The sequence below is a fragment of the Kistimonas scapharcae genome (assembly GCF_039540975.1).
Classification (GTDB): Bacteria; Pseudomonadota; Gammaproteobacteria; order Pseudomonadales; family Endozoicomonadaceae; genus Kistimonas; species Kistimonas scapharcae.
In genome coordinates this window covers 1-20964 of the sequence record NZ_BAABFL010000466.1, presented here as the reverse complement: position 1 = coordinate 20964, position 20964 = coordinate 1, and the positions used below count along the sequence as shown (strand labels likewise).

General features: G+C 50.1%; 22 protein-coding genes. 17 read left to right on the top strand and 5 right to left on the bottom strand.

The genetic code is table 11. From position 1 onward, the window contains the following. Positions 1-47: 47 nt before the first annotated feature. Positions 48-929 carry an SDR family oxidoreductase gene (locus ABD892_RS22405; RefSeq protein WP_345198424.1) on the top strand — a complete coding sequence of 294 codons (882 nt, stop codon included), beginning with the start codon at positions 48-50 and terminating at the stop codon, positions 927-929. Between the two features lie 79 nt (positions 930-1008). Here the strand turns inward: ABD892_RS22405 and ABD892_RS22400 are convergent, their stop codons facing one another. Further along, positions 1009-1713, bottom strand: a complete 705-nt coding sequence (locus ABD892_RS22400) for an OmpW/AlkL family protein (RefSeq protein WP_345198423.1) — start codon at positions 1711-1713, stop codon at positions 1009-1011. A gap of 240 nt (positions 1714-1953) precedes the next feature. Between ABD892_RS22400 and ABD892_RS22395 the strand changes: the two genes are divergently transcribed. The 11 genes from ABD892_RS22395 to ABD892_RS22345 all read left to right on the top strand — a co-directional run bounded on the left by ABD892_RS22395 (position 1954) and on the right by ABD892_RS22345 (position 11992). Then, positions 1954-2736 carry a DUF3450 family protein gene (locus ABD892_RS22395; protein WP_345198422.1) on the top strand — a complete coding sequence of 261 codons (783 nt, stop codon included), beginning with the start codon at positions 1954-1956 and terminating at the stop codon, positions 2734-2736. Then, a complete protein-coding gene (locus ABD892_RS22390; RefSeq protein ID WP_345198421.1) occupies positions 2733-4088 on the top strand; it encodes a MotA/TolQ/ExbB proton channel family protein in 1356 nt (451 codons plus the stop codon). Before ABD892_RS22395 ends, ABD892_RS22390 begins: the two co-directional genes overlap by 4 nt. Continuing rightward, a complete protein-coding gene (locus ABD892_RS22385) occupies positions 4082-4630 on the top strand; it encodes a MotA/TolQ/ExbB proton channel family protein (protein ID WP_345198420.1) in 549 nt (182 codons plus the stop codon). The genes ABD892_RS22390 and ABD892_RS22385 overlap by 7 nt, the downstream gene beginning before the upstream one ends. A gap of 15 nt (positions 4631-4645) precedes the next feature. Then, positions 4646-5056: an ExbD/TolR family protein gene (locus ABD892_RS22380; RefSeq protein ID WP_345198419.1), complete on the top strand. Its 411-nt coding sequence runs from the start codon at positions 4646-4648 to the stop codon at positions 5054-5056. Further along, complete coding sequence (locus ABD892_RS22375) at positions 5053-5679, top strand: energy transducer TonB (protein ID WP_345198418.1); 627 nt, start codon at positions 5053-5055, stop codon at positions 5677-5679. The genes ABD892_RS22380 and ABD892_RS22375 overlap by 4 nt, the downstream gene beginning before the upstream one ends. Before the next feature lie 32 nt (positions 5680-5711). After that, positions 5712-6935, top strand: a complete 1224-nt coding sequence (locus ABD892_RS22370) for a tetratricopeptide repeat protein (protein ID WP_345198416.1) — start codon at positions 5712-5714, stop codon at positions 6933-6935. A 13-nt stretch (positions 6936-6948) separates the two neighbouring features. Next, positions 6949-8391, top strand: a complete 1443-nt coding sequence (gene hrpB / locus ABD892_RS22365; protein ID WP_345198415.1) for an ATP-dependent helicase HrpB — start codon at positions 6949-6951, stop codon at positions 8389-8391. Between the two features lie 68 nt (positions 8392-8459). Beyond that, positions 8460-9419: an ATP-dependent helicase C-terminal domain-containing protein gene (locus ABD892_RS22360; RefSeq protein WP_345198414.1), complete on the top strand. Its 960-nt coding sequence runs from the start codon at positions 8460-8462 to the stop codon at positions 9417-9419. Between the two features lie 132 nt (positions 9420-9551). Beyond that, entirely contained in the window at positions 9552-10115 is a 564-nt protein-coding gene (locus tag ABD892_RS22355; protein ID WP_345198412.1) for a DNA-3-methyladenine glycosylase I, read from the top strand. A gap of 399 nt (positions 10116-10514) precedes the next feature. Next, positions 10515-10976 carry a hypothetical protein gene (locus tag ABD892_RS22350; protein WP_345198411.1) on the top strand — a complete coding sequence of 154 codons (462 nt, stop codon included), beginning with the start codon at positions 10515-10517 and terminating at the stop codon, positions 10974-10976. A gap of 554 nt (positions 10977-11530) precedes the next feature. Next, positions 11531-11992, top strand: coding sequence for a hypothetical protein (locus ABD892_RS22345; RefSeq protein WP_345198410.1), 462 nt, complete (start codon positions 11531-11533; stop codon positions 11990-11992). Positions 11993-12088: 96 nt separating this feature from the next. Here ABD892_RS22345 and ABD892_RS22340 read toward each other — a convergent pair whose 3' ends face one another. Further along, positions 12089-12874 carry a ParA family protein gene (locus ABD892_RS22340; RefSeq protein ID WP_345198408.1) on the bottom strand — a complete coding sequence of 262 codons (786 nt, stop codon included), beginning with the start codon at positions 12872-12874 and terminating at the stop codon, positions 12089-12091. 198 nt (positions 12875-13072) lie between these two features. Between ABD892_RS22340 and ABD892_RS22335 the strand changes: the two genes are divergently transcribed. Further along, entirely contained in the window at positions 13073-13858 is a 786-nt protein-coding gene (locus ABD892_RS22335; RefSeq protein ID WP_345198407.1) for a threonine/serine exporter family protein, read from the top strand. Then, positions 13855-14364, top strand: coding sequence for a threonine/serine exporter family protein (locus ABD892_RS22330; RefSeq protein WP_345198405.1), 510 nt, complete (start codon positions 13855-13857; stop codon positions 14362-14364). Before ABD892_RS22335 ends, ABD892_RS22330 begins: the two co-directional genes overlap by 4 nt. Positions 14365-14366: 2 nt before the next feature. Here the strand turns inward: ABD892_RS22330 and ABD892_RS22325 are convergent, their stop codons facing one another. Together ABD892_RS22325 and ABD892_RS22320 are read right to left on the bottom strand one after the other, a co-directional pair. Then, on the bottom strand, positions 14367-14837 hold the full coding sequence (locus tag ABD892_RS22325; RefSeq protein WP_345198404.1) for a methylglyoxal synthase: 471 nt from the start codon (positions 14835-14837) through the stop codon (positions 14367-14369). Positions 14838-14899: 62 nt separating this feature from the next. Further along, the gene (locus ABD892_RS22320; protein ID WP_345198402.1) at positions 14900-16159 is read right to left on the bottom strand and encodes a 6-phosphofructokinase; all 1260 of its coding nucleotides are present in this window, start codon (positions 16157-16159) and stop codon (positions 14900-14902) included. A 412-nt stretch (positions 16160-16571) separates the two neighbouring features. On the opposite strand from ABD892_RS22320, the gene ABD892_RS22315 reads away from it, so the two are divergent. Continuing rightward, positions 16572-17783: a hypothetical protein gene (locus ABD892_RS22315; RefSeq protein ID WP_345198401.1), complete on the top strand. Its 1212-nt coding sequence runs from the start codon at positions 16572-16574 to the stop codon at positions 17781-17783. Positions 17784-17886: 103 nt separating this feature from the next. Here ABD892_RS22315 and ABD892_RS22310 read toward each other — a convergent pair whose 3' ends face one another. Continuing rightward, positions 17887-18723, bottom strand: coding sequence for a hypothetical protein (locus ABD892_RS22310; protein WP_345198400.1), 837 nt, complete (start codon positions 18721-18723; stop codon positions 17887-17889). Positions 18724-19033: 310 nt separating this feature from the next. Here ABD892_RS22310 and ABD892_RS22305 point away from each other — a divergent pair, with 310 nt between their 5' ends. Both ABD892_RS22305 and ABD892_RS22300 read left to right on the top strand, forming a co-directional pair. After that, positions 19034-20275 (top strand): NAD(P)/FAD-dependent oxidoreductase, encoded by a 1242-nt coding sequence (locus ABD892_RS22305; RefSeq protein WP_345198399.1) that lies wholly within the window; start codon positions 19034-19036, stop codon positions 20273-20275. Between the two features lie 216 nt (positions 20276-20491). Then, entirely contained in the window at positions 20492-20923 is a 432-nt protein-coding gene (locus ABD892_RS22300; protein ID WP_345198398.1) for a hypothetical protein, read from the top strand. Positions 20924-20964: the final 41 nt, after the last annotated feature.

The window sequence follows — 20964 nt, the reverse complement described above, 5'->3', positions numbered from 1 at the left end:
CCGGTATCAGCCAGTGAATCAGCGCACCGTTTCCAGGAAAAATACAGATGAAGGTTCTTATCATAGGCGGTAATGGACAGATCGGTTATGAGCTCCGGGCTTTATTGAAAGCAGCCAATATTCCGCACTACGCCCCGGGTCGTGACCAGCTGGATCTGACCGTCCCACGTCAGATTGAGGAAGTGATTGCCGAATACCGTCCGACGATTGTCGTCAATACCGCCGGCCACAGAAATCCTGCACGGGCTGAAACCGAACCCTCTCGCTGCTTTGCCCTGAACCGTGACGCCCCGGCGGCACTGGCCAAAGTCTGCGACCAATACAAATCCGTCCTGATTCATATTTCATCCTGGCGGGTTTTCGATGGTATGAAGCAGGAGGTGTATACCATCAAGGATATTCCCAATCCTTCCGGTGTACTGGGCGGCAGCTTCTGGCAGGGCGAACAGCAGATCAGGGAACACTGCTCGCGACATGTCATCCTTCGCCTGTCATGGGTCATCAGCCCCCAGGGACGCAATCGACTGACCAGCATTCTCAACAGCCTGACTCACGGTGAACCCATACTCGCATCCGCCAATAGCCGGGGACGTCCGACGCCAGCCGATGATGTTGCCCGGGTGATTCTGGCTATCATGCGACAGATCGATTGTGATGCGCAGGTCTGGGGAACCTATCATTACAATGCAGCGGAAACCGTTGATGAGGAGTCTCTGGCGGAGGTCATTCTGGCAGAAGCGTCGCAGTACCGTGATTTTCCGATTAATGCGACAGAGCTGTTTCCTGATTCTGACAACAACGGCAAAACCGTTAATGCCTGCCTCGATACAACTCACTTACGCAATACCTTTGGTATTCACAGTAAATCCTGGCGCAGTGGTGTCGCACGACTCGTGAGGGATATTTATGTCACAGCCAAAGATAGATGACGTTTAATGCAGAGAAAATATACATCTATAAAACAAAAGTGCAGGCTTTTGCCTGCACTTAATCGAACACTACCTTTTTTTAGAACTTGTAGGCAACGCCAACCATGTAAACCATGGGATCAAGCTCTACATCAACTTTATACTTTGTCGTCCCGTCTGCTGATTTGAATTTCGCTTCAGTATCAATGTCGACATACCAAACTGCAGCGTTGACGCTCCAATTATCATCAATACGATAATCAGCACCCAGTTGTGCTGCAAGCCCCCAGGAATCCTTTAACTCCAGACCTCTGAAAGCAGTTTTATTGGAGCCTTTAAACTCTTCATCAAAGAACGTAGTGTAGTTTAAGCCCAGACCAACATAAGGCTGGAAAGCAGAAGAGCTATCCATGGGATAGTATTGCAGAGTCAATGTCGGGGGCAGGTGTTTCACGTCGGCCAACTTACCAAGACTTGCCAGCCCACCTTTAGTTTTGATGGTATGCTGGAATGGCGTAGCAGCCAATAATTCAATACCAAACTTGTCATCCAGCATATAAGTCATGGACAGACCCAACTGAGTGTCTGAATCCACATCGACAGTAGTAGGATCAGCAGGATTAACGACAGCTCCATTCGCCTTTAATTTTCCACTATCAACATCCGGATCAACAGTCGCAGCACCGGCACGGACAATCACATCGCCGGCCTGATAAGCCATGGCAGGACCGGACAACGCAGCAACGACAGCCATTACCGCAGCAGCAACAGGCAGTTTTTTCACAGAAGACCCCTCCAGTTTCATAGAAACCCCCTAACAATTCCTTGTGATTTGTTGTTCATCTGCCAGCCCCTTCAACCGTGAAGCAGCGGCACGATACTTGTTGTCTACCTATGATAATCCGTATAAACCGAACAACCTTTGACCTAGCTCAACAAATCATCCCTTTAGGCCAGTGAACAGTCTTCTTGCACCAGCTGTCTGCGGAGCAGCATAATAGACAAGCATTAGGCTAATACGTATTCACCACAATAAACAATAACAATGCCAGCAATTGTCAGAATTTCTATCGCCATTGTCTTACTGGCTTCTTCACTGCAGTCAAGGATCATCGCAGCTGATGCCGCCTCACTGGACGATGCCATCAACCTGCAGAGAGACACCCTGCAACGGTCTGCTCAATCCCAGCAGGCGATCAACCGTCTGGATGATGATACCCGACGCATGCTGTCAGAGTACCAGTCGCTTCAGGAATCCATTGAAACCCTCCGTGAAGAAAATCGCCACCTGGAACACCAACGCCGGAAAATTGCCCAAAAGCATGCAGAGCTGGAAGCAGACATCCAAAAAACCACACAGCTGCTGGCAACACTACCCTCCCTGAATCAACAGATTCATGAAACCTACGGCCACTTTATTGCTCTGGATCTTCCCTTTCAGGGCAATCGCCGTGAGCAGGAACACCGGTTTCTCGGCGAACTTTTGAACGACGTTGACCAGACACCGGTGGAGAACCACCTCGCATTGGTGCGCCAACTCAGGGAAACGGCGGAACAGGGGCTCCATATTCAGCACTGGACGGGCAAACTGTCCGATGACCGGCAGGTCACCTTCTTACGACTCGGTCATATTGCCCTCTATTACCTGACGCCGGATGGCGAGGAAGGCGGGATTTGGGATCGAACCACAGAAACCTGGTCCACCCTGCCCATGGAAGACCGTCACAAGCTGTCACGCGCGATCCGTGTGGCGGCGAAGCAGGAGCCGGAAGGCTGGCTTGTTCTTCCGTTACCGACACATCGCTCGCAACCGGAGGGTGATGTATGAAACTTCTCCTGACGCTGACCGGTACGTTGTTAGCATTAACTATTCAGTGCAGTTTCGCTCAAACACCCAATACCATCACGCCACTCGATGCGCTGGTTGCCTCTGTAAAAGAGGCACGAAAAAAAGAACTCGCACAAAATAGCGAGCGGGAACAAAAATTCCTGAATGCACATCAGCAACAAAAAGCGTTACTTAAAGAAGCTCAACTGACAGTTGCCGCACTCAAGAAAAAAAACAGCAACCTCAAACAATCACTGGCCGAGGATAAGGAAACACTGGTTGAACTGGAGCAGGAACAGCAGGCACTGCTACAGGAAAGTCGCCTGTTAACAGAAGGCATAAAAGACGAAGCAGGGCGTCTGAGCCGCAGCTTCAACCATTCCGTTCTTCCTGCCTTCAACGCTGACCGGTCAGCACGGATCAACCAGCTGGCGCTGAACCGCACCGTACCTTCCCGCGAGCAGCTTTACCAGTATTGGGAAGACCTCAATACCATTCTGGCGGACAGTAGCCGGATTACCCGTTCGACAACCACCATAACACGAAGTACCGGAGACCCCATCACAGCCCCTGTCACCTTTATTGGCCCCTTTACGGCGGTCAGCAACGGTAACTTTCTGCGTTACTACCCTGAAACCGGTCAGCTGGGTATTCCGATCAAACAACCCCGCTTCAATCTGCGTATTGATGCAGAAAGCTTTGAAAATTCCCATGATCCCCTGGCATTGATGGCCATAGACCCAGGCCGCGGACGACTGCTCGAACAGCTGGAAACGAGTCCCACACTCATTGAGCGGATAGACCAGGGCGGTTTTATTGCCTGGCTGATCATCGCACTTGGCGCTTTCGGTGTCGGGCTGCTCATCACCCGCTACCTGAGCCTGATGCACGAAAGTCGCCGCATACGTCAGCAACAGGTGCACATGGATAACCTGAGCCGCAGCAATGCCCTGGGACGAGTACTGATGGCCTGGGAAAAACACCGCCAACAGGGATCCCCTGAAAACCTGGAACTTCGCCTGGATGAAGCCATCATGGCCGAAATACCACGGCTCGAAAGCTGGCAAAGCGCCATCAAACTGATGGCTGCGATTGCCCCCATGCTGGGTTTGCTGGGCACCATTACCGGGATGATCCGGACCTTTCAGGGTATGTCCGGCAATGCCGGCCAACACCTGATGGCCGTCGGGATATCCCAGGCGCTGATCACAACGGCCATCGGCCTGATGGTCGCCATTCCACTGCTGCTGGGACACGCTTTCCTGACTAATCGCAGCCGACAGCTGGTCCTTCTGCTGGACCGTCAGGCGGCAGGGCTGATGGCTGAACACCTGGAGAACAAGGCATGCTGATCCCCTTGCCCATTCTCGACTACCTCACCCGGGGCGGCTGGGTTCTCTGGATCGTGTTCGGACTGACCAGTGTCATGTTGACGTTGCTATCCGAGCGGTTTACCTACCTTGCCTGGCACTGGCGAAAACGTCACCGGAAAATCATTACACTATGGCGCGCCAGAACCGATCGATCATCATGGCGCGCACATAAGGTACGTGAAACACTTCTGGCTCGTGAACAGGCCGTCATGGAAGCCGGTTTTCCCGTCATTAAAGGCTTGATTGCCATCTGCCCTTTGACCGGATTGCTGGGAACGGTCTCCGGCATGATCACACTGTTTGAGCGGATGGGTTACCACGGCCTCACCGTTGGCCCGATGCTGCTGGAAAGTCTGTCGCGGATAACTCTCCCCACCCTGGCGGGTATTCTGGTCACCATTGTCGGCGTATATGCCTACACCTGGTGCCTGAAACTGGCAGAACGCCGGCAACACCGACTGGCGGATGCGCTCACACTATCCGATCCCGCCCCCCCCCTGCGGTCGGCCAACGCCAGCTAAACGGAGGGATACTGAATGCGTGCCCGTCGCCATATTACAGCCGAGGCAGAAGACACCGGCATTGATATGACCCCAATGCTGGACGTGGTCTTTATCATGCTGATTTTCTTTATCACCACGGCCACGTTTATTCAGCAGTCCGGCATTACCCTGGAACGTCAGGAAGCCGTAACCGCACAACCGGTTCAGGGTCAGGCGACAACTATCAGCCTGACCGAAGCCGCTACCATCCATATTGATGGCGACACCGTCGAACCAACCAACCTGAAAAGCTACCTGATCAAACGTCTTCTGCCCGGCACTGCCATCATCATTGATTCTGATCGCAAGGCACCCGGCGGGTTGTTAATTCAGGTGATTGATATTGCCCGCCAGGCCGGTTTTGATGACATTACCCTTGCGGCAAAATCAGGGCATTCACCATGACCCATGTATTGGCCGGACTATCCATCAGCCTGCTGCTGTTTCTGATCATGCAGTGGATGGTTGAACCGGACAAACCGGAAGACAATGGTTATCAAACTGTTTCGGTCAGTGCTCCCAAGGTCAACCAGCAGCAGGCAGGAACACCATCGGCTAATCTCAGCGCTGATAATACGGTGAAAAAAACATCCGACAGCCTGCCTCGCCCAGGATTCCCTCCCTCTCTCAGCACAGTCAGCAGCTTGCGTTCAGGTGTCAGTGGCAGTCTTTTTGCGCCACCGGATGCCCAGTCCCTGTTGAGTTCTCTCGAAGCACCAGGGTTAGCCGGAAAAACCGGAAGCAATACCCCTACCATCAATCCTGACGCCCTGCCACTGGCCAGCCTGGACCCGGACTATCCACGCCAAGCCGTCAATCAAGATCAAAGCGGCTGGGTGAAAGTCCGTTTTACTGTGACAGAACAGGGAACGGTGGATAACATCCGAATTATTGAAGCCAACCCAACCGGCGTATTTGAGCAGGCCGCCATCAAAGCCGTTCGTGAATACCGTTTCAGGCCTCGCATGGTCAACGGAAAAGCGGTTCCACAGCGTACAGAGCGAACCATCAGGTTTCAACTGCAATGACTCTTTTCAGGATGTTTCGAAAACGGGTAGCAATGACCCCCTTATCCCCGGTTCGGGCCTTTCAGCTCTACGTTCTTTTAATACCCACACTGTTGCTGAATACGCCCGAAGCCCATGCAGGCAAAGCACTGCAACAGCTACTGGCCGATATACAACTCTTCATCACAGCCGGTCGTTACGAGAAGGCACAGATGGATGCGGAAGTCTTGCTGGAGCAAACCCAGCCCGGCTCACAAAAGCGAGCGATGGTACTGCGAACGCTGACCCAGATTGCCATGCTCCGGGGCGACTATACGACAACCAGCGACCATATCCTCGAATTGCTGGACAATTACACGTTGCCCAATGATCTGCGCATTACCCTGGAAACCTCCCTCGCCCAGGCCTGGCTGCAACAGGGCAAGGTGGACAATGTCATTGACCGGTTAACACCACTGCTGAATAACGAACAACTCTCTGTTAGTAATCCCTTGCCCTGGATGATCCTCGCATCGGCGCTGGTATCCCGCGAACGCTATTCAGAAGCGCTTCCTGTGATGAAAACGGCCATAGCGCTTAATCGACACGCACCTGCGGCCTGGCATGAACTATTACTCAGCATTCAGTTTCAACTGGCAGCGTATGAGGACAGCATTGCTACCGTGAAAACCCTGCTGGATCTTCATCCCAACCGTGCCCGCTACTGGCGTCAGCTCGCCAGTCTTTATTTGATGCTTGATAAGCCCGATGAAGCACTTGCGATCATGGAAACAGGGGCATCACATAATCTTCTGGATCGGCTGCCTGATATTGGCCAGATGACCTGGCTGCGACAAAGTAATGGCCAACCCGCCCAGGCCGCCAGACACCTGGCCAGCGCGCTGGAAAAAGGCACCATGGCCAATCATGCCCAGCACTGGGAGCAACTCGGAGAACTCTGGCTCAATGCCAAGGAAACGGAGCTGGCTATTGATGCCTTTGCTAAAGCCGGAGAGCATGCCGATAGTGGCCAGCCCTGGCAACGTCAGGCCGAATTACAAATACATCGACAAGACTGGCCAAGCGCTGCAACCAGTCTTACCAACGCCATTGAGAAAGGTGGACTAAAAGATGCCGGTAAAGCGTGGCTTCTACTGGGCTATCTGCACCTCAAAAATGATAATATTGATCTCGCGACCCACGCCTTCCAGTCCGCCACTGACTGGGAGACCGTGCAGAATGATGCCCAACAATGGCTGACCTGGCTCGCCCAATCCAACGGCCAACCGAACGACTGATAACGATTTCCTGATGAGCAACACCTTGTCCGTCGCCTTGCCGTCACTGCCTGTGACCGAGGTACTGCCCGATATTGCCAATACACTCTCACAGCATGATCGACTGCTGTTAAAAGCACCTACCGGAGCCGGAAAAACAACACTGGTACCCCTTTACCTGCTCGACGCAGCCTGGCGAGGTGAAGGCAAAATTCTGATGCTGGAACCCCGGCGACTGGCCACTCGAGCAGCAGCATCACGCATGGCACAACTCCTGAATGAACCGGTTGGCAAAACCGTTGGCTACCGCATGCAGCTGGACAGCAAAATCAGTGGCGAAACCCGTATCGAAGTCATCACCGAAGGCATACTGACCCGCATGCTGCAGCATGACCCGGCACTCAGCGGGATCAGCCTGGTGATTTTCGACGAGTTCCATGAACGATCCCTGCAGGCGGATCTCGGACTGGCGCTGGCGCTGCAATCCCAGCAAGGCTACCGTGAATCCGATAATCCGTTAAAACTGCTGGTCATGTCCGCCACGCTGGATACCCCCGGACTGGCTGAATTACTGGATTGCCCGGTCATTCACAGCGAGGGTCGAAGCTATCCGGTAACCGTCCATTACAGTGAGCGTCCACTTCCTCCCGGCGACGTTCGTACGGCCTGTGATCGCATGGTGGAGACCATTTTCCAGGTGATTCACCAGGAAGAGGGTAATCTACTGGCGTTTTTACCGGGTTCTGCAGAAATCAGAAGAGTCGCTCACGGCATTCAGGGCAAGGGTTTACCTGCACATATCGATGTATTCCCATTACATGGCAGTCTTTCCCTGCCCGAACAGGATCAGGCCATACAACCTTCCCCTACAGGTCGCCGAAAAATCGTGCTGGCCAGTGCCATCGCGGAAACCAGCCTGACCATTGAAGGCATCCGCCTGGTGGTGGATGGCGGATTGATGCGCATCCCCCGCTTTGATCCACGTACCGGAATGACGCGCCTGGATACCATCCGGACATCAAAAGCGAGTGCCGACCAGCGCAAGGGCCGTGCCGGTCGACTAACCCCCGGCCAATGCTACCGTCTGTGGACAGAACAGGAGCACCAGCAGCTCTTACCCTTCTCCCCGCCTGAAATTACCGATGCGGATCTGGCTCCGGTTGTCCTGGAGCTGATGAACTGGGGCATGTCAGACTGCGATGAACCGGATTGGGTCACATCACCACCGAAAGCAGCGGTTGAACAGGGATATCAGCTGCTCGAGACACTCGGTGCACTTGAGCACAAAAACCACCGCTGGGGCATCACCCCCCATGGACGGGCCATGGCGGAAACGGGGCTTCACCCTCGTCTGGCTCATATGGTGTTAACCGCACGTCAACAGGGACTGGATTACCTGGCAGCGCAACTCTGTGTATTGCTGACGGAAAAAGATCCCGTCAGAGGCTATGCATCAGAACGCCCTCTGGATGACTGAGTGACCGTTGGGCAAAACGCCTTAGAGCCAAAAAGCCTGCCCCCTACAACACAGAAGCCATAGCAACCTTGCTGGCCTGCGCTTATCCGGATCGCATTGCACGCCGCAGGGCACAATCCGGACAGTTTCTCCTCAGTGCAGGCCAAGGTGTAGCCGTGCCCGGCCACGACCCATTGTCAGCCTCTGACTATCTCGTCATCCCGGCATTAGGTGGCCAACGGAAACAAAGTAACGCTACCGCCTTTCTGGCCTGTGAGGTGCAGCCGGAGCAGATCTCTGCACTCTACCCAGAACGTCTTGAAACGCACGACAACATTCGCTGGCAGAAATCCACCAAAACTGTTGTCGCAAACCGAGAAGTTCGCTTTGGCGCCCTGGTACTGGAACGTCAGCCATTGGCGTCTCCCTCTGCCGAAGCAATAAGTACGGCGCTGATTGATGGTATACGGCAATCTGGGCTTCAGGTCCTACCCTGGACGCGGGAAAGCGAACAATTGCGACAGAGAATCTGCTGTGTCGCACAATTTGAACAGGGTTGGCCTGATACCACAGAGACTGTCTTACTGCTCTCGCTGGAAGACTGGATTGCACCATTCCTTGCTGGCATGACAAAGCTTGATCACCTGAAAAAAATCGACCTTGCCACCTGCCTGAAAGCGCTGCTGGACTGGCCTTCCCAACAACATCTGGAACGAGAAGCACCAGAGCGATTAAAAGTCCCAAGCGGTTCACAAATCCGCATTGACTACAGCAATCCGGCCGAACCCAGGTTATCCGTCAAACTGCAGGAGTTGTTTGGCTTACTGGAAACCCCTGCGATATGTTCAGGAAAACTACCGGTCACCATTGAGTTGCTGTCACCGGCCATGCGCCCGGTACAGACTACGCGGGATTTAAAGAATTTCTGGCACACCACCTACCACGAGGTCAAAAAAGACCTGAAAGGGCGCTACCCCAAACATTACTGGCCTGAGGATCCCTTAACAGCTGTTGCAACGCACCGCGTTCGACCTGACAGCCAACGGTGAATAGCCATAATAATGATGTATCATTGAGGCAAACGGAGAGCGCATCATGCGCTCTTTGCCTTGCCATACTTGACCTTCTCACGGCATTTATTATTTACTCTCCGACTCATGGCCAACGATTGATTGTCACGAATGAACAAACAGCGCTGCGAATGGTGTACGTCGGATCCACTGTATCAACACTACCATGATCATGAATGGGGGCGCCCTGTACATGATGATCGCATGCTGTTTGAATTACTGATTCTTGAAGGTGCACAGGCTGGTCTCAACTGGCTGACGGTTCTGAAAAAGCGGGAAGGCTATCGTGCAGCATTTGATAATTTCAATGCTGAAAAGATCGCTCGTTATGATCAGGAAAAAATTGAAACACTATTGACGGATAGCAACATCATTCGAAACCGGATGAAAATATTGTCGACTATCAACAACGCTCGCGCTTTTTTAGCCATCGTTGATGAATTTTGTTCATTCAACGACTTCATGTGGCAATTTGTTAATTATGAGCCTCTCCTGAACCATTGGAGTACTCAGGCAGAAGTGCCTGCCGTTTCACAAGAGTCGGAAGCAATGAGTAAAACATTGAAAAAAAAGGGATTCAGTTTTATTGGCCCAACAATCTGTTACGCCTATATGCAGTCCAGCGGGATGATAAACGACCATACCAAACACTGTTTTTTATACCATGACAATTGAAAAGAGCATGCCAACGGTTATCCTAAAAGCATTCTAGACATCAGTATATCTATATACCCCTAAAGATTAGCCATAATAAAAACTGCATTGAATAGCTGATTCAGATCCCTGCCATGCAATATAAACCATATAGACAGCATCAATATAATCCACATTTTCACGCAGCCAAACCAAAAAATAAATTCCTAAAAATTCATCCTGCAATCTGGCAATATCAACAGCATCACCTACACTCCAGCATCAAGTCGATATTACGTGAAGTCTAGCCATATCGACTACACCAGCAGACTGCTTACTATATACATACCTCTCTTTTGGCAGGGTTTGAATATAGAAAGCAAGCGGCTTGGGCACGTGCAATGGATTTTGTGTTAATACTGATATTGGGTGAGATGTACCATGAAGATAGTCCGACTATATCCCTTATTTTTTTTCTCGCTGCTTTTGGCCTTATTTTCAAATGCCCACGATGAGCCGATTGAAAAAAATGCCAATCACGATGAGCGAACTCTTGTTCGCCGGGCAGATTTAGCAGAAATTTCAGTAAAATTTTTACCAGGCACTGCTTATTTGGCTTACATCTACGCACGCAACAGTGAAACTGGCGTTCTCCATAATTATGGAACCTATTATGTTAACTCGCACTGGCATACCTTTTTGCCCGTTGGCTCAAGGTTCAAAATCACGGTACTCGGTGCAGGAAAACATTGTCGCTTTTTCACTGTCGTCAATCCTACACACTCACAACTGGAATTTTGGGGATCGTCAGATCATTCAAAATATGAGCATGTTTCGGGTGATGCAGTAGTTCTTGATGACTTTTACACTACTCACGCTGTTTATGGGTGCCCTGATCCGTAAATGGTTATACCAATCACGTGGACACCCTACAATGACACTCGAACAAACCTCACCTCTGTGAGGTTTGTTCATAGCAAGAAAAAGTTATATCCTGCTTTCTTTATACTCATATTTCACTCATCAAAAAACCACAAAATAACAGACAACTGTCATAAATTATAAAATAGATTTACACAGTCAAAATTGAAGCTATCTCATAAGATTCCTCTACACGCCCACTCCCTTTAATTTTCTATAAAAACCATTAAAGAAAAAATCTTTCTTGGCAAAATCACAATAAAGCGCGACATACATTTCCAGCATACAGCATAGTCATGTGTCTGTTTTTTGATATAGACACAGAAATTGCCTCCTCTCTTCTGGCAATATTAAAGCCATCACCTACACTCCTGCATCAAGCCAATGATATGAACATGGGACACATTGGCTATAGCAGCATTGTGAAATGCATCATTCCAACCCTGTGATTTTCATCCGCATGGCGCGAATGATGCAAACAATAGACTGAACACATGCCGCGGGTTTTTAATCCCCAAATTTGAGTGAGATGTACGATGAAAACAAACCGATTATTTCTATTCTTTTTTTTCTCACTAAACATCGTTTTTTTTGCACACGCTAGCGAGGAAGATATTAATGATGGTAATCACCACGCTTACAAGGTGTCCGGAAACCTCGAGGACCGAGCAGAGGTTTCGGTCAAGTTTCTACCCGGTACGGGTTTTATATCATGGATTCTTACTCGAAACAGTGAAACGGGTGTTTTAGATGACTATGGACGATTTTATGTTGATGACCATTGGACCGGGTATTTGCCAGAAGACTCACGCATTCTCATCGCAATACGGGGTAATGGCGTAAACTGCTATTATTTCAGAGTCGTCAAACCCACATTTGGCCATGTAGAGCTGGTAGGTGCATCTGGAAGTCCCAGTATTGAAGTTGCCGCAGGTGACGCGCTTGTTATAGAAAGGCTGTATAACACCCACAGTGCGGCATGGTGCCCTGATCCGTAAACCGATTGTCCTAAGGTTCACTTTTGGACGAACCGTAGGATTTTCCTTTCATACGGTTCGTCATTAATATGCATAAATGGACTCAATGATGATTGATCAATCGACGCTCTCAACGATACCGTCAAGACAGCAATGCAACGCTAGATATTGTCGTGATAGTTTGTGGTTAGGTGCTAAAAAAACGAGGGGAGTACAAGCATAGTGTGACTCTCTCATTTTGACTGACTGATTGAGATAGGTGGGTAAGACAGGGTACCCTTCCACAATGAGTTCCTCTATCAGCTGAAGGGGCAACTTAGCCTGTGGCTGAAACTGATTAACAATAATCCCTTCAATCATCAATTTCTGGTTATGATCTTCTTTTAGCTCCTGGATCTCCCCCAGAATACTGAACAACGCCTGACGCGAAAACGCATCACAATCAAAAGGAATCAAACAGCGTTCGGTAGCAATCAAGGCTGAGCGGGTATAGAAGTTCAGTGCAGGCGCCGTATCAATGTAAATGCGGTCATACTTAGCAGAAAGACTCTTAAGGGCATCTCGCAATTTGTATATCTTATGCTTACTTTCTAACTTATGCTGAAGTTCTTCCAGCTTCTGGCTAGCAGGCATAACATCCAGATTTTCAAACGGCGTTTGATGGACAAACTCTGTCGGCTCCTTGGTAAAGAGATTAAACGAAAGCGTCTGTTCAAAGAGGTCCGCTACCGTATTCTTTAATACCTCCGCACCTTTCCCCAACAGATAATGTGTTGCATTTCCCTGAGGATCCAAATCAACAACCAGGGTTTTTAAGCCTTCACTGGCGCTAATTGCGGCCAAATTACAAACAATGCTGGACTTTCCAACACCACCCTTTTGATTAAATACCACCCGCCGCATGTTATTCCCCCTGGTTACCTGGCTAGGTCATTGCATGACGTTAACTGCCATACGGCGGCAATTCAATAGTTTGCGGCTCAAGACAAACTAAAAGCTTCATAGAATCAGCCGGTAGCACTACGTATTGTCACAGGTTACAGGCAGACTACGATAACCCCATCCGAGCCAACAACAATCAACAGATGTCGTGTTCCAGCCATGCTGCCAACCAATGAGACGGAACCGTTTGCACCGCCACGCGAAACTGCCAACCTGTTACTGGATATTGCCATCTTACAGCTGCGGTGTGGCGCGCATACTGAACGTGTCAATCGTAACGTCAAACGGTTTGCACGTGCCCTGGGGTATGAACCGGAATTGTTCTTTTCGTTTTCCGGCGTCACACTGACCCTGCAAAATCAACAGCACACGATCACCCTGTTTCGTCGCGTCGAAACCCACGGTATTAAGTTAAGTGTTCTGGTTGGCATCAGCCGCCTTAGCTGGCGGGCACAGGAAGAACAGCTGTCTATTGATGAAATCAGGGAAGAAGTCTATCGACTCAAGGAAAGCCCCGCCTATCCATTTCCCCTGATTGTCGCACTGGTCTCCCTGGCCTGCGCGAGTCTGGCGCGTCTTTTCGGTGCAGATGCTTTAGTCATGCTGACAACGGCTGTCGCGACTATGGCCGCGTTGGTGACACGCCATACCCTTCAGCAATGGGGATTTAATATTTTTCTTGTGATTGCCTGTTCCGCCTTTATCGCTGTCACTGTCAGCGGCATGGGGATTCACCTGGCTATAGGAAGCACCCCTCATTTGGCCATAGCAACCTCGGTGCTTTTTCTTGTACCCGGCGCACCACTGATCAATGCCGTTATCGACCAGATCAATGGCCATATTCTGGTGGGGGTTGCCCGGGGCATCATGGGCACGGTAATCGCCTTCGCCATAGCGCTCGGCATGCTGGTCGCGCTTAACCTGCAGGGGCTCGGACAACCATGATGCCTGGTCTTGAAGCATTCTTCGAAGCTGCCTTCTGGTCAGCGGCTACGGCCACCGGATTTGCTGTACTGTTTCATGTACCGCATCGTTCACTCCCGCTGGTTGCTCTGCTGGGCGCTCTTGGCTATTGTCTGCGCGTGGCGTGGCTGGCCCATGGCGGCAGCATTGTGCCGGGAACACTATTGGCCTCATGCAGCATCGGTGTAGGTAGCATGGTGCTTTCCTATTTCATCCATTCTCCAGCCGTCGTTTACTCCATGCCAGCCGTCATCCCGATGGTGCCTGGTACTTACGCCTATAAAACCATGATCGGCCTGATGCAGATCGCCGATAATGGCGCCACACTCGATGTGCTGATTCAAACCGTCAACAATGGGCTGATTACCGGATTCATTTTGGTTGTGCTGGCGATTGGCGTCTCAATTCCCAACCTGCTACTGAGAGGCAGGAGTATTCGGGAAATTCGCTGGCTGTCAGCCAAAAAATCTGACAGCCCTCCGGTATAAGACTATGTGTCTGCGGACAACGCGCGCTCTCGCTGATACGCTTCATAATCAGGCACCAGCCGTTCAAATGGCTGATTGAAGAGCGGTGATGAAATGATAAAGTCCGCAGAAGACGCGTTGCAGGCAACGGGAATATTCCAGACAGCAGCCAAACGTAACAATGCTTTGACATCCGGGTCGTGCGGTTGTGAGGACAGGGGATCCCAGAAGAATATCAAGGTATCCAGACGTGACTCGGCAATCATAGCGCCAATCTGCTGGTCGCCGCCCAGCGGACCACTCATGAGGGGATGAACCGCTAAACCGAGCTGCTGGTTCAATATTTCTCCCGTTGTACCGGTCGCATAAAGATGATGCGATGCCAGTTGGGGCTTATGTCGCTGGCTCCACGCCAACAGATCCGCTTTCTTGTTGTCATGGGCAACCAGCGCGATATGCCGATTTTCAGGCATGGTGACAGTTTTATAGCGCATAGCATCGGCTCACATAAACAGGTCGATATAAAAAAGGCTGCCAGATGGCAGCCTTTATTCACTCAAACGTCGAAGGCAGGTAATTTCTTTTCCACACAAACCCGGTTCAAACGGGTATGCACCGGAACGCCATCTTTGAAAGGAGGATAGTCTTCTCCCATGATCAGAGGCGCGAGGTAACGCCGACACTCTTCAGTGATATGCAACCCATCCTCACGGATAAAGTGACGGGGCATTTTCATTTCCACGTTGGCGACCATTTCCAGTGGCACTTCACCGATGGACCAGGTGTACGCAGGACCTTCACCACGAACAATGGTAGGCATAATGCCATTTTTGCCCTGTACGGCATATTCAACTGCCGCCGCACCAACCGCATAGGCCTGTTCCACATCCACGGCTGAAGCCATGTGACGGGCAGCACGCTGCAGATAGTCCACCACCGCCCAGTGATACTTGTAGCCCAGGGAATCCTTGATCATTCGTGCCAGGATAGGTGCGGTACCACCCAGCTGAACGTGGCCGAACGCATCTGTGGAACGTGAGGCTGACAGGAAGGTACCGTCACCGTAGTGCGTACCTTCTGAGGCGACAACGACACAATAGCCGTGGTCTTCAACAGTCTGTTCGACCTGGGCAAGGAACGTTTCCCGGCAGAAATCGATCTCCGGGAACAACAGCATATGTGGCGGGTCATTCTCTTTGTCCATGGCCAGCGCCGCAGCGGCTGTGATCCAGCCGGCATGGCGCCCCATGACTTCCATGATGAATACCTTGGTCGAGGTTTCATGCATGGACTCGATATCCAGCGAAGCTTCCTTAACCGATGTCGCAATATATTTCGCGACAGAACCAAAACCGGGGCAGTTATCCGTGGCAGGGAGATCGTTATCGACGGTTTTTGGAACACCGATACAGGTGATGGGGTATCCCATTTCCTTGCTGTAAAGAGAGACCTTGTGGGCGGTATCCATCGAGTCCCCACCGCCGTTATAAAAGAAGTAGCCAATATTATGGGCTTTGAATACCTCTATCAGGCGTTGGTATTCAGCCGGCTTGTCTTCCGGGGTAGAGAGTTTGTAACGGCAGGACCCAAAGGCACCACCCGGGGTGTGGCGCAGTCCCGCGATCGCGTCGATAGACTCCAGACTGGTGTCAATCAACTCTTCCTTCAGGGCACCGAGAATGCCGTTACGACCGGCGTACACCTTGCCGATCTGATCCGGATACTGACGGGCGGCTTCAAGGACGCCACAGGCGCTGGCGTTTATGACAGCGGTGACACCTCCGGACTGGGCATAAAAGGCATTTCTGACGGACATCCAGGGCGCTCCTGTTACTTGTGTCTATCCTGATTTAGCAGCACACCATGCTGCAAGGGCTCAATGATGGCGTGGCAATCATACTGGAAAACAGCGGCCTGAGCCAAAACGATAGCCCTGTGGTCGGTCTCTCTTTTCAGGTCTCTCACACCGGGACTGGCAACCATTCTTTCTGGTCTGCGATATTTGACAACAGTCTGGGCAGAAATATCCTGCTCACCCTCAGAAATAGCTAAAATCTTTATGATCGGCATACGCCGAATGATATAGCCCGATTCCACTGAGAGGCATGGATCGTTAATTTGACAGACTGTGAGCAAGCTTCTATTTCTTTCCCTGTCATTTCAGCAGAGGGCTGAAATAATGTCGTTTCTTTTTCAAAAAACCTTCACTGGACTCCCTGTATCCACTGGTGGATGTTGTCATGATAAAATGCGCTGCACGTTTTCTCGTTCTTTATTGTCTTGTTTCGGCCTCCTACAGTACAGCCGCGACCTCCTCTTTTAATTGCGATTCATTTCTCAGCCAACCTATCGAAAAACAGCGAGCAGAATTCACAAAAGCCAGGGACTTATTCATCCGTAATTTCAGTCAGATAAAAGGTGTCGATAACTCCGCCTGGGAGCTCACTAAACTCCTGCAGCAAAAGCGTTTTGACCCGAATATTGAAAAAGGCGTCTACCTGGCCCATCTTCCTGGGCACCTGCTGAATTACAACGAAAATATTGACACTGCTTTTTTAAAAAATCTGCAACAGGCCATCAATAATCTTGAAGACATCGGAAAATGTTTCCATTATCGAAAAAACAATACTAAAAAGCAGAATCCATTAATGGCGCTAAAACTGTATGAGAATGACAGCGCCCAATCCCAGGATGATGTTTCTCATATTTTCTTTGGTTATACTACCTCCGCAATGCAACAGGGCAATGCCATAAAAGTTGCCCGGGGTGCCGACACCAGAGAATGCTCATTAGCCAATTGTGTTTTCAAAAACATTCCTATTGAAAAGGCCCGTGAGTTTGTCAAATCGCACACAGTAATTCGTCTTGTTCATAGTCCGGTTGAACTCCAGCGCATACAGGCTAACGCCCAGGCACAGCCCCATGAAAAGCAGTTACCGGACAAGAGCTGGCTGACTGGCGTCAAGCTTTATAAAACCGGCGAGATATTCACCAGCCCAGAAATTTACGTCAACATTGGTTACTACGCAGGTGAACAGCTGATTGGCAAAAATGTCCTGCAATTGCCCTGGGTTACCAAGAAAGGCATGAACCGAGGAAATACATTGTTGCTAGATTGGCCCGTCGGCAGTGACAAAGCCAAAGTTGTTGTCATGGAAAGTGACGTTGATATCCCCTATGACGTGATGCTGGATGCAGCCTTTGGTATTGGAAAATACTTTACTGACGAAAACTCAACAACCGGTTCTTTGCTGAGCAGCCTGCACAGTGCTATTTCCGGTTGGTTCAGTGGGACGGGCTGGGGTGATGACGACTACATTGGCACCGTCGTGATTGATAGAAACGCCCAGATGCCTGAAATCGCCACTGACGAAGGTTCCGCCATACTGCAACTCCGCCATGAAAGCGAAGCAAAACGTTTTCCGATATATGGTCAATAGCCTGCATAGAGGTTCTTAACAAAGAAAGATTAGGTGGCACAATAAAAAAAGCAGTACCTCAACGGGTACTGCTTTTTAGTGCGAAAAATCACTGTAAAGGCTTTTAAGCAGCAGATGCAGCTTCGAAGAACGCTTTCATCCTTCCTACATGCCCTTTAAAGTCTTCATTCTTGATCTTGGATTCTGTCAGATGCTTGCTGACAGCTTCTTTGACCGGTACTTCAGCAACAGTACGCTCTGAGACAGTTGCATTGTCCATAGGCTCCAAGAAATCGACATTTTCATCACTGTCTGTGAAAAGGTCAAAATCCTTCATTGCTTGTTGTGCACGCGTTCTTGCATCAAATACTGCGACTTCATCTTCCATTGCGAATCCATCACTATTACCAGTATCTTCATCCTCAAGATCAAGATCAAAAGCCAATGCATAATAACTGTGTGTCAATGGCATTCTCAGGGCATCAACTCTTTCTGTTACTGATACATTTTTTTCATCAGCAGTAGAATGATAAAAACCTTCATCCTTTGAACAACTCTTCAGGTCACTTTCAGCTTTTGCAATATATTCTTCCAATTCACACTCAAGCTTATCGATATCTGTTTGAATAGTATCCCATGTCATCCAACTCGCTTTATTTCCACCTAAACGGCCAGAATCATTATCGACGCCTGCTTCCAGAGACTCATTTTCACCGGCACTAGGGCTGTCTGTGAGCTTCAGCTCAATATCACACTCATCACCTGAAGAAACTTTACGTTTTTCAATTGAAGGGGCAAGTGAGCCAAATATCAGCGCTGTTGATAAAACAGAACCGGTACCTTCCTGCGTTACAAACTTTCCATTTAACTCGCCTTTAATATCAGGCTTCGTACTTGCTGAACGGTCATACGCTTTAAAAATAGAAAGTTTATCTTGAAAACTAAGTTTTTCTATACTCATCGGAATCCCTCCTTCATAGTTGTGAGTTAAAGATACCCGAGCTACTGAAACAGCGAAATTAGACCAACGGTCAATAGTGAGAATAGCTATAATAATTATTTATTTAATTTCTTTTAATGAACAATCCCGTCTCAAGAGGCGGGATATCAAAAAAGTCGCAACTATATACTCAATTTTCGTTTCGTTCAGTTGGGTATATAGCGCTGCAAGCAGCGGGGAATTAGACCCTGAGGGATTAAATATCCCTATAACAACTGCGTTAATCAAAATCCTATTATTCGAAAATGTCATCAATTCGAGCCTCTAAATAATGCTAAACAATATTACGGTTCTTGGCGCTGGCATGGTAGGCACCTGCTGTGCCATACAACTAGCCGAACGGGGCTATAAGGTAACGCTGATTGATAAACGTCGCCCCGGGCACGGAACCTCCTATGGCAATGCCGGCCTGATCAACCGGGGTTCCGTTTTTCCGCTGGGAATGAACGAATTGGTACACCACCTGTTTCCGGCCATTCTCAAACAAACACCCCATGTTCATGTCCATCTACGCTACCTGCCCGCTTATTGGCGCTGGCTTGTCACTTTGATCAAAAACAATCGTACGCGGTCTGCCTATCACAACACCGTGATTTCGCTTGACGCATTGTTCCAGCATGCGCTGGATGAACATAAGCGCCTACTGCTTAAAGCCAACGCCCTGGACATGTTGCTTGAGGGTGGCTGGCTGAAACTCTATCAACATGAAGACGCCTTTCAGGACAGCCATCGCGAAAGAACCTTTTATGATCAACTGGCCATAGCATATGACATCCTTTCCCCCTCGCAGATCAGCGAACTGGAGCCCGCCATCTTCCCACGTTACGCCAAAGGGATCTTGATTAAGGAAACCGCCTCTTTGTCAGATCCCTGCGCCGTCGTTAATCGTTATGTTGACCTGTTGTTGTCACTGGGCGGCAAATACCTTCAGAGAGACGTCAAACGACTGATTCCACACTGTCAAACCTATACAGTGGAAACAACCCAGGAAACACTCGAAGCCAACGAGATCATTCTGGCTATGGGTCCATGGAGTGACAACCTGCTTCATTCACTGGGTTACCACTACCCCATGGCCTGGGAACGAGGTTACCACCAGCACTATCAGCCAGAAGATGGCTCTCGTTTGAATCGTCCTATCTACGATGTCGAAGGGGGCTTTGTTATCGCTCCCATGTTACAGGGGCTTCGTCTAACCACCGGGATTGAACTGACCCACCGTGATGCCCCCGCCTCTCCTCGCCAGCTAAAGCAGGCAGCATTAGCAGCGCAAAGCTGTCTTCCCCTTGGACATCCAACAGGTGACGCATGGCTCGGCAGTCGCCCCTCCATGCCTGATAGCCTTCCGGTGATCGGTGCAGCCCCGAAGCACCCTGGCCTGTGGTTTGCGTTTGGCCATGGACATGTCGGGGTTGGCACTGCCGCTATTACAGGGCGGTTGCTGGCCGAACAAATCTGCAACGAAAAACCACTCATCGATATGACACCCTTTTCACCCTCGCGGTTTCTGTAACCAGCACATTCACTGATCACTATTTATGCACCATCGTTCAATTTATATACACTGTGCTAACGATTGGTGCATTGTTCGCCCTGCCGAACACCACGACCGTGCACATCGCCCGTGATGAGTCACCAATTGATGCCGTAGCGATCCGTAACAGAGGAATATTCACACCGCAGTCATTACGAATGAAGTACCCACGATAACAATGAGAGAGGGTATGACATGCAATTCTGCACAAGAGCACTGAGTACAACCATTCTTACACTGCTTATGCTGTTTGGCAGTCTTCCAGCCCATGCCGAAGAGGGCGATTATTCCTGGTGGCGCAGCTTTCTGAATCTGTTTAATCCACCGGGTGCTGACAATCCCGTAAACGACAGTGATACCCAGGGAATGTACCCTTTGGCCAAACCGGAATCCGGTTTCAACGACGGCTATGATCCCAAGCGCTATTATGCGTGGCAGAAAATTGAAGTGCCTGCCAGCACCGGTGCGGCCTGCGGTAATGGCTCGCCTTACAAGTTTTTTGTCAGTACCGTGCCAAATACCAAAAACACCCTGATCTACATGGAAGGCGGTGGCGCCTGCTGGGACTACGAGAGTTGTTCCGGACAGTTGCGTATTCTGGCACAACTTGAACACCGATTCTGGTAACTCTTGAACACCCATTCTGGTAAGTCTTGAACACTGATTCT